This window comes from Leadbetterella sp. DM7 (assembly GCF_040829825.2).
GTDB lineage: Bacteria > Bacteroidota > Bacteroidia > Cytophagales > Spirosomataceae > Leadbetterella.
The window spans coordinates 1-5,732 of record NZ_JBFOLH020000033.1 but is presented as its reverse complement, the minus strand read 5'-3'; the positions used below and the strand labels follow the sequence as shown (position 1 = coordinate 5,732).

Sequence of the window (5,732 nt, the reverse complement as noted above, 5' to 3'; positions counted from 1 at the left end):
GTTCTCCTTCGCTTTACTATGAGCAAATATATTTCCTAACTGTATCGATAAACTATAAGCCTGAGACAGCAAGGGATATCTTTCAAACAACAATTCTGCCCTTTGGAGTTGCGATAAAGTCCATTTACCGTGGTGTTTAAACAAGAGATATCTGCTAGGGGCCAAAAGCTGTTTAAGGCTGTCTCCATTGGACAAAACTTCCGGCTCGTAAGGTTTATGGTTTGACTTGGCTTTAGCTATGGCTTCATTTTCCTGATCCAGAGCTTCCCACCTGTATTTTATCCTCAACTCCTGAACAGCGTCAAAGGCCAGTTTCTGAACGTGGAATCTGTCAATGACCCGATGGGCTTTAGGAAAACTTCTTTTTATGGACTTGAGCATGGTAGCAGCCATATCCATAGTCACCTCCTTCACTTTTTTCCTGATATGCCATGGAATTTTCTCCAATACTGCAATAATATCTTCGGCCTGGGTACCTTTAATCATGGCTACAATGGCTCCTTTCCTGCCTTTAGCGGCCTTATTAGTCACAAGAGTATAAAGTTCTCCCTGGGAAAGAGCGGTCTCATCAATACTTAAATGATCTCCCACGTTCTCTTCAAAAAGCAGCCAGTCTTCGGAGTGATCTTTCTGATCCCAGTCATGAAAATCACTCAGGTGATCCTTGTATTGTTGGCCTAATTGTTTGCCATCTATCTGAAAATAATGCCCTAATTGATAGCTGCTGATAGGATACTCATCCAAATATTTTTTTTAAGAACAACCCAAATTCTTGTGTCATTCTCGCTCCTTTTGATACCAACTTCCAATCCCGACTTATTAATTGACCACTGGAAAGAACCAGCCATCGTCGCCTGAGAATATGGAGATATACTTTTTTCCCACGAATGGGAAAATCCTGCACACTAATCTGGGGAAGAAAACCTTTGGATTCTAATCGATCTTGCTGGTATTCCTGGGGAACAATATTCAGTTCCCGCAGATAAATATTTAATACTCCGTCCTGCTGATCTACTTTCGTCAGTTCAAAATATTCTGTTAAGCCCGAGGGTAAGAGTAGTTTAATAAGCTCCGATTCTGCTGTCAATTTAATCGCTTCTTTCTCGCAAAGAAATCAAATTATTTAACGCCCCACAAATATTCGACTTGATCCATTATTTTGGATCAAGTCAAAAAGTTGTGGAGCGGAGAATATATTTATCGACCTTTGTGAGGTAAAAAAAGAATTGCGATAGAGACCTCGATAGAATTACTAAAGTTAGTATTGCCCTCCGTTTTAGTGGACAACTTTACCCTTGTTAAATCAGAGAAGTTAGAGAAGAAAGAAGTTCTTCACTTGTATTTTGAAGAGCGGGCAGATATTTCCGAGGAATTTAAACATCTCAAACTACATTCAAAAGGGTTCTACCCGGAAGCAACTATACAGGACTTTCCTCTTCGGGGTTTTCAGGTTTTTCTTCATATCAAGCGTCGCAGGTGGCAGGATCTGACCAGTGGCGAAGTCAAGACAAGGACATGGGATTTAGTAGCAGACGGTACGCGGATAACTAAGGAGTTCGCACGGTACGCCGCCGCGGGCTTTTTTAAAAGAAGTCTATCGATAATCATGCGGTAGACACCCACACCATCGGTCGTTTCTATGGATTGAATGGCAAAGCCCTTTCCCGTCAGTATAAAGATCACCTGAGTGAATTTAAAGCATGGACACAACTAATACATGCTGATAAATGGGTACTATATCCCCAGAATCTGGGGAAGCGTCTCTCTATTGATGAAACCAGTTTATCCCACGGTGAACTTTATACAATCGTAACTAACAAATCTGCCAAAGGCAAAAAGGGAAGTATCGTAGCTATTGTATCGGGTACGAAGGCAGAAGATGTCATTGAAGTGTTGCGTAAAGTTCCTAAGAATAAACGCAATAAGGTAGAGGAAGTAACGCTTGATCTGGCGGCTAACAGGGGAGTGATCGTCAAACACTCTTTCCCTAAAGCCGTACTGGTCTCGGATCGATTCCATGTTCAGCGACTGGCTTCAGAAGCTGTTCAGGAGATGAGAATAAAATACCGGTGGGAGGCATTGGATCGAGAAAATGAAGCTATCGAGCAGGCCAAAAAAAACGAAACAGAATACCTGCCGGAGGTTCTCCCCAACGGAGATACCATCAAACAGCTATTGGCCCGAAGCAGGTATGTGCTCTATAAAACCACCAAGGATTGGACCTCATCGCAAAAAGGAAGAGCAGAAATTTTATTCGATCGTTATCCCGACCTGAAGAAGGCCTACCAACTCGGTGAAGATTTACGGTATATCTTTAACCATACCCCTGAAAAAATATACGCCTTGACCAGGTTAGCCAGGTGGCATGAGAAAGTACGTCAAGCCGGATTCAAAGTTTTTAATACGGTAGCTAAAACAATAGAAAATCACTACGAAACTATTCTGAATTATTTTGACAACAGATCCACCAATGCCGCAGCTGAATCTTTCAACGCAAAGATCAAAGCTTTTAGAGCGCAGTTCCGTGGCGTACGAAATACCCAATTCTTCCTCTTCAGACTTTGTCAAATCTATGCCTAAAATCTAACTCTCCACAAGTTTTGCTATTGATCCATTATTCACAAAAAGGCAATAGCCAATGGAATTATAAGGTGTAAAAGCTTGTTTATTAGTAAATAACAATGTGGTACCTATGTGGTACCTAACAAAAAAGCAGTTATGCGTTTTAATTCATAACTGCTTTATTTTTAGCGTGGTGATGGACGGAATCGAACCGCCGACACAAGGATTTTCAGTCCTTTGCTCTACCAACTGAGCTACATCACCAGGTGTGATCTCACCACCATTCCCGTGTTGGGAGTGCAAAATTAGCCATTAACTTTAAGTAAACAACAATACCGGTAACTTTTTTTAAAAAATATTTGTAAACCTTGGGCATATCAAAAAATTAACGATATTTGTAATTGGTATGCACGCATACTATTCTATTCAATCAACATTCTCGGGCAATGCAATTTATACCGCAAATTCTCTTCCTGATAGCTCTGGGCGTAACAGGGTACCTGGCCGGCAAACGGGTTTTCCTGATCAGAAAGACCATTCAGCTGGGCAAAGACGAAGACCGTACCGACCGGCGGAAGGAAAGGTTGAGAAATATGCTTTTGCTGGCATTGGGCCAGAAGAAGATGTTCCGGAAACCTGTGGTAGGAATACTTCACTTTATGGTTTATGCGGGCTTTGTGCTCATTAACATTGAAATGCTGGAAATTGTGCTGGACGGACTGCTGGGCACGCACCGCATTTTCAGCCGGCCTTTGGGATCATTTTATCCGTTTGTCCTGAATTTTTTTGAAATTCTTGCCTTTGGCGTGCTGCTGGCCTGTGCGGTTTTCCTGGTGCGCAGAAATATCCTCAAAGTAGAAAGATTCCAGCCTGCCCGCCACCGGGAAATGAAAGGCTGGCCTTTCCTGGATGCCAATATTATCCTGACCCTTGAAATTGTTCTGATGGCGGCCTTCCTGACCATGAATGCAGCAGATTATATTCTTCAAACCCGTGATTACGGACATTTTGGAGAAGTCAGAACGGGAGCGTTTTTGATCAGCGGGTTTATAGCGCCGGCCATTGACGGGCTTTCAGACCAGGCTTTGGTGGCCCTTGAGCGGTTTACCTGGTGGTTCCATATCCTGGGAATCATGTTCTTTATGGTATACCTGACGTACTCCAAGCACCTGCACATTATCCTGGCTTTTCCCAATACCTATTTCGGTGACCTGGATGCCAAAGGCAGGATGCGCAATATGCCGGCGGTGTCTGAGGAAGTAAAAATTATGCTGGGGATAGCCCAAGCTCCTGAAAACCCGGGAGAAGTGGGACGTTTCGGAGCCAGAGACGTTACCGACCTGAGCTGGAAAAGCCTGATGGATGCCTACAGCTGTACCGAGTGCGGCCGCTGTACTTCGGCCTGCCCGGCCAACCAGACCGGCAAATTGCTTTCGCCCCGGAAGATCATGACCGATACCCGTGACCGCCTGGAGGACATCCAGAAAGGCTGGCTGAAAAACGGGTATGACTATACAGATGAAAAGACCCTGCTAGGCGATTACATTTCTGACGAAGAAATCCTGGCCTGCACTTCCTGCAATGCCTGTGTGCAGGAATGCCCCGTAATGATCAATCCGCTCAGCATTATCCTGGAGCTCCGCCGTTACCGGGTGATGGAAGAGAGCAAGGCGCCGCAGTCGTGGAACATGATGTTCCAGAACCTGGAAACCAATATGGCGCCATGGAAATTTTCACCGGATCAGCGGATGGAGTGGGTGAGGGATTAAAAAGTTCTTCCTACATTTGAATAGCTAACCGGCGCTTTCCTATGAACACCAACATTCAACAGCTGTACGACATAGCCCGTAAACCCACCCGGAAGATCATCGGACTGATGTCGGGTACCTCGCTTGACGGGCTGGATATAGCCCTATGTGCATATAGCGGCTCCGGCTTGGAGACAGAGGTAGAGGTGCTCCGGTTCAAAACCGAAGATTACCCCGAAGAGCTGAAAAACGAGATCCGGAAAGTATTTGCCAAAGAAACCATTTCATTTCAGCAGCTGTGTGTGCTGAACCCCTATATCGGCAATATCCACGGCGAAATGATCAACCGGGCACTGGAAGAATGGGGTGTAAGGAAAGAAGAAGTGGACTGTATTGCCAGCCATGGCCAGACCGTATTTCACTCGCCGAAAATCCTGCATCGGCTGGAGAAGTTTCCCAATGCCACGCTGCAGATCGGCGATGGTGACCACCTGGCCATGAAAACGGGGATTATCACCCTTTCCGACTTCCGGCAAAAGCATTGTGCTGCCGGGGGAGAGGGAGCACCGCTGGCTGTTTATGGGGATTATCTCATTTTCTCGAAAAAAGGCGAAGACCGTATCCTGCTGAATATGGGTGGAATAGCCAATTTTACCTTCCTTTCGGGAGATCTGGACCCGGAAAAAGTGTTCGCTACCGATACGGGTACGGGCAATACGCTGCTGGATGCCTTCGTACAGAAATATTATAACCGGCCGTACGATAAAGATGCTGAAATAGCCCGGACCGGAAAAGTGGATGAAAAGCTCCTGGAAGCCCTGAAAAATGACCCGTTTTTCAAAACACCGGTGCCCAAGACCACCGGCCCCGAGCTCTTTAACCTGGCCTACCTGGAAAGGGCACAGGAAGCCTCGTATTCGGCAGATCTGTATCCCGAAAGTGTATTGGCCACCTTGTGTAAGTTTACGGCCGATACCATCCTGGATTGCCTGAAAAGCTGCGGGATCAGGCCTGAAAAGGTTTTTATGAGTGGCGGAGGCATGCACAATCCGCTCATCGTTTCTTTCCTGCAAGAGGGGCTCCGGGAAACGGAATTTCTCAAAACCAATGAGATTGGCATCCATGGCGATGCCAAGGAGGCCGTGCTCTTTGCTACCCTGGCAAATGAGGCCCTGGCCGGAGGCAGGGTGCAGTTCGGGCAAAGAGTGCCTACGGTAAGCATGGGCAAGGTAAGCTTCCCGGCCTGAGGTAAACTACATAAGGCATATACCAGTGAACAGTTAAAAGTGAAAAACTAAAAGTTATGGAATGTCGATGCCTGAATACAGTTGACCGTATTTGCTTTTATTTAAATACGCTTTCAGTTCAGTTTTTTGTGGTTGCTGGAACTTGATATTTTAAAACAGTCTCATTGATTGGAGC

The 5,732-nt window shown here is 45.5% G+C and carries 6 protein-coding genes and 1 tRNA gene; 4 read left to right on the top strand and 3 right to left on the bottom strand.

Annotated elements, in window-relative coordinates; genetic code table 11:
* Both AB2U10_RS19000 and AB2U10_RS18995 read right to left on the bottom strand, forming a co-directional pair.
* On the bottom strand, positions 1-744 hold a 744-nt coding region (locus tag AB2U10_RS19000; RefSeq protein ID WP_493820774.1), incomplete at its 3' end, for an ISAon1 family transposase.
* Positions 737-1,087 carry an ISAon1 family transposase N-terminal region protein gene (locus AB2U10_RS18995; RefSeq protein ID WP_367916663.1) on the bottom strand — a complete coding sequence of 117 codons (351 nt, stop codon included), beginning with the start codon at positions 1,085-1,087 and terminating at the stop codon, positions 737-739. The genes AB2U10_RS19000 and AB2U10_RS18995, both read right to left, overlap by 8 nt.
* Before the next feature lie 138 nt (positions 1,088-1,225).
* Here AB2U10_RS18995 and AB2U10_RS18990 point away from each other — a divergent pair, with 138 nt between their 5' ends.
* Together AB2U10_RS18990 and AB2U10_RS18985 are read left to right on the top strand one after the other, a co-directional pair.
* Complete coding sequence (locus AB2U10_RS18990) at positions 1,226-1,615, top strand: ISAon1 family transposase N-terminal region protein (protein ID WP_493820777.1); 390 nt, start codon at positions 1,226-1,228, stop codon at positions 1,613-1,615.
* Entirely contained in the window at positions 1,597-2,580 is a 984-nt protein-coding gene (locus AB2U10_RS18985; RefSeq protein ID WP_493820775.1) for an ISAon1 family transposase, read from the top strand. The genes AB2U10_RS18990 and AB2U10_RS18985 overlap by 19 nt, the downstream gene beginning before the upstream one ends.
* Positions 2,581-2,753: 173 nt before the next feature.
* Here the strand turns inward: AB2U10_RS18985 and AB2U10_RS18980 are convergent.
* A tRNA-Phe gene (locus AB2U10_RS18980) sits at positions 2,754-2,826 on the bottom strand.
* 182 nt (positions 2,827-3,008) lie between these two features.
* Between AB2U10_RS18980 and AB2U10_RS18975 the strand changes: the two genes are divergently transcribed.
* Together AB2U10_RS18975 and AB2U10_RS18970 are read left to right on the top strand one after the other, a co-directional pair.
* Positions 3,009-4,331 carry a 4Fe-4S dicluster domain-containing protein gene (locus AB2U10_RS18975; protein ID WP_367916661.1) on the top strand — a complete coding sequence of 441 codons (1,323 nt, stop codon included), beginning with the start codon at positions 3,009-3,011 and terminating at the stop codon, positions 4,329-4,331.
* 41 nt (positions 4,332-4,372) lie between these two features.
* On the top strand, positions 4,373-5,557 hold the full coding sequence (locus AB2U10_RS18970) for an anhydro-N-acetylmuramic acid kinase (RefSeq protein ID WP_367916660.1): 1,185 nt from the start codon (positions 4,373-4,375) through the stop codon (positions 5,555-5,557).
* Positions 5,558-5,732: the final 175 nt, after the last annotated feature.